This window comes from Streptomyces spongiae, assembly GCF_009377185.1.
In the GTDB taxonomy this organism is placed as follows: domain Bacteria; phylum Actinomycetota; class Actinomycetes; order Streptomycetales; family Streptomycetaceae; genus Streptomyces; species Streptomyces spongiae.
The window spans coordinates 1-2,189 of sequence record NZ_VJZC01000959.1 but is presented as its reverse complement, the minus strand read 5'-3'; the positions used below and the strand labels follow the sequence as shown (position 1 = coordinate 2,189).

The 2,189-nt window shown below is 73.9% G+C and carries 2 protein-coding genes; both read left to right on the top strand.

The features are described 5' to 3' along the window. The first annotated feature begins 250 nt into the window (after positions 1-250). Complete coding sequence (locus FNH08_RS49145) at positions 251-1,264, top strand: protein phosphatase 2C domain-containing protein (RefSeq protein WP_228034847.1); 1,014 nt, start codon at positions 251-253, stop codon at positions 1,262-1,264. A 405-nt stretch (positions 1,265-1,669) separates the two neighbouring features. Beyond that, entirely contained in the window at positions 1,670-2,092 is a 423-nt protein-coding gene (locus tag FNH08_RS49140; protein WP_322726646.1) for an ATP-binding protein, read from the top strand. Positions 2,093-2,189: the final 97 nt, after the last annotated feature.

Below are 2,189 nucleotides of genomic sequence, written 5' to 3'. Positions count from 1 at the left end.
CTCCGGCCCCTCCGACCAGTCCGCCCCCTCCGACCAGCGCACCCCGTACAACCGACCCACCCCGCACGACACCTCGGCCTCCGACGACAGTCGGCGCCCCGGTGCTTTCGTTCAGCCGTCGGCTGCTGGGGAAGCGGTGTCCGCCGATCCGCCGGGCTCCGTGACCTTGCCACCCGGTCCCAAACCGCCGGGCTATCGTGCGGAGGCGCCGCCGGACGACGCCGAGCGGCCCGCCGACGCCCCCGTTCCCTTGACCGTTCCGGCCCGGGACGTCACCCTCGTCACGCGCTCCGAGCCGGTTGCCGTCGCCTACGTCGGCTCCGGGCCGCCCACGTACGACGCGGAGCCCACCGCGTTGCCGGCCGCGGACCCCGACGACCTCGGGGATCTGGTGGCGGACACCGTGCTGGACGGGGCGCGGTACGGGGCGTGCACGCTGCGGGCCGCTTCCGTGCGCGGGGACTCCGCCCGGTTCCGGGGCGAGCCGCGCCGGGACTCGCTGCTGACCGCGCGGTTCGGCTCGGGCGAGGACGCACTGGTGCTCGTCGCCATGGCGACCGGCGCCCGCGCCACACCGGGGGCGCACCGGGCGGCGGCCGAGGCGTGCGAGTGGATCGGGCGGGCCGTCGGCCGCAGCCACGTCCGGCTCGCCGAGGACATCCGCGCCGCCCGGCGCGGCGACCTGAAGTCGGGACTGCACCGGCTCACCGACCGCAGCCTCGGCAAACTCCGCGCCAGCGCCGCCGAGCAGGGCGTCGAGCCCGAGGAGTACACGGCCGGCCTGCGCTGCCTGCTGCTCCCGGCCGACCCGGAGTGCCGTACGCGTGTCTTCTTCGGCATCGGTGTCGGCGGCCTGTTCCGGCTGCGGGACGGCGAGTGGCAGGACATCGAACCACGGGTCGCCGCGACCACCGGCGCGCCGGTCGTCGGCTTCGGCTCGCTGCCCCACGAGACCCCCGAGGGCGACCGCCTGACCATGGACCTCGGCATCGCGACGCCCCCGAGTCCGTACGAGCCCGCTCCCGCACCGCCCCACGACCCCTTCCGTTTCCGGGCGTCCGTGGCCCGCCCGGGGGACACGCTGTTGCTGTGCACGGCGGGCCTCGCCGACCCCCTGCGCGGCGAACCGCAGCTCGCCGAACACCTGACGGCCCGCTGGGCGACCGGGGAGCCCCCGGGGCTCGCCGCGTTCCTCGCCGACACCCAGGTCCGCGTGAAGGGATACGCCGACGACCGCACGGCCGCAGCCGTCTGGGAGGCGTGACCGGGTCGGCGGGGGAAACGTCCAGTACGCTCCGTGGCCGCGAGCGGCTGGTCGGATACGGCCGGATCGGCAGACGGGGGTGGACGGCGGGAACCGGAGCGCGCGGTCGGGTTCGTGGCCGGTGCGAGGGCTCCGGGTGTCCGTTTCGTTGTCCTGGGTGATGGTTTCGCGTGGTCGTGAGGGGTGCCACGGGCCTGTCCTCAGTGTGGCTTGACTGTGTGCGTTTGAACGCCTACGGGTGGTGGTTGACGAATCAGCATGACTGTCGCCTTCCGGACGAGGGCATGGTTCCCCGTGAGCGTGTTCGAGCAGGAGGGGAATCTCATCGGCGTGCGGGCGGGGGTCATGAAGAGGCAGGCGCGAGGGGGCGGTCCCGTGGCGATCGGGGCCTCCTCGGCGAAGACGGTGGAGGAAGCGACCGACAGCGCGACGGACCAGGCGGGGGCGGGGGAGCTCAGACGCAGACTCGGACGGGCGGACCTGCGGGCGGTGCCCGAGACCCGCAGGGCGCTCAGGGAGTTCCTCCGGCACTGGGGGCGCCCCGGGAGATCGGAGATAGCCGAGCTGCTGACCAGCGAGCTCGTCACCAACGCACTCATCCACACCGACCACGACGCGGTCCTGACGGCCACGGTCTCGCCGCGTGAACTCCGCGTGGAAGTACGGGACTTCGTGGGCCTCAGGCCCCAGCTACGGATACCCGACGCGGGCGACGACACGCACGGCCGGGGCCTCCTCCTGGTGCAGTCCCTCGCGGACGCGTGGGGCGTACGGACGCACGGGGTGGGCAAGGCGGTCTGGTTCGAACTGGACGCCGAGGCCGCCTGATCGACCGGACGCGAGAAATCGACCGGACACGAGGAACGACCGGACACAGGAAAACGACCGGACACGGGAACGGGGCGGGGGCGCGGCTCGTATGCCG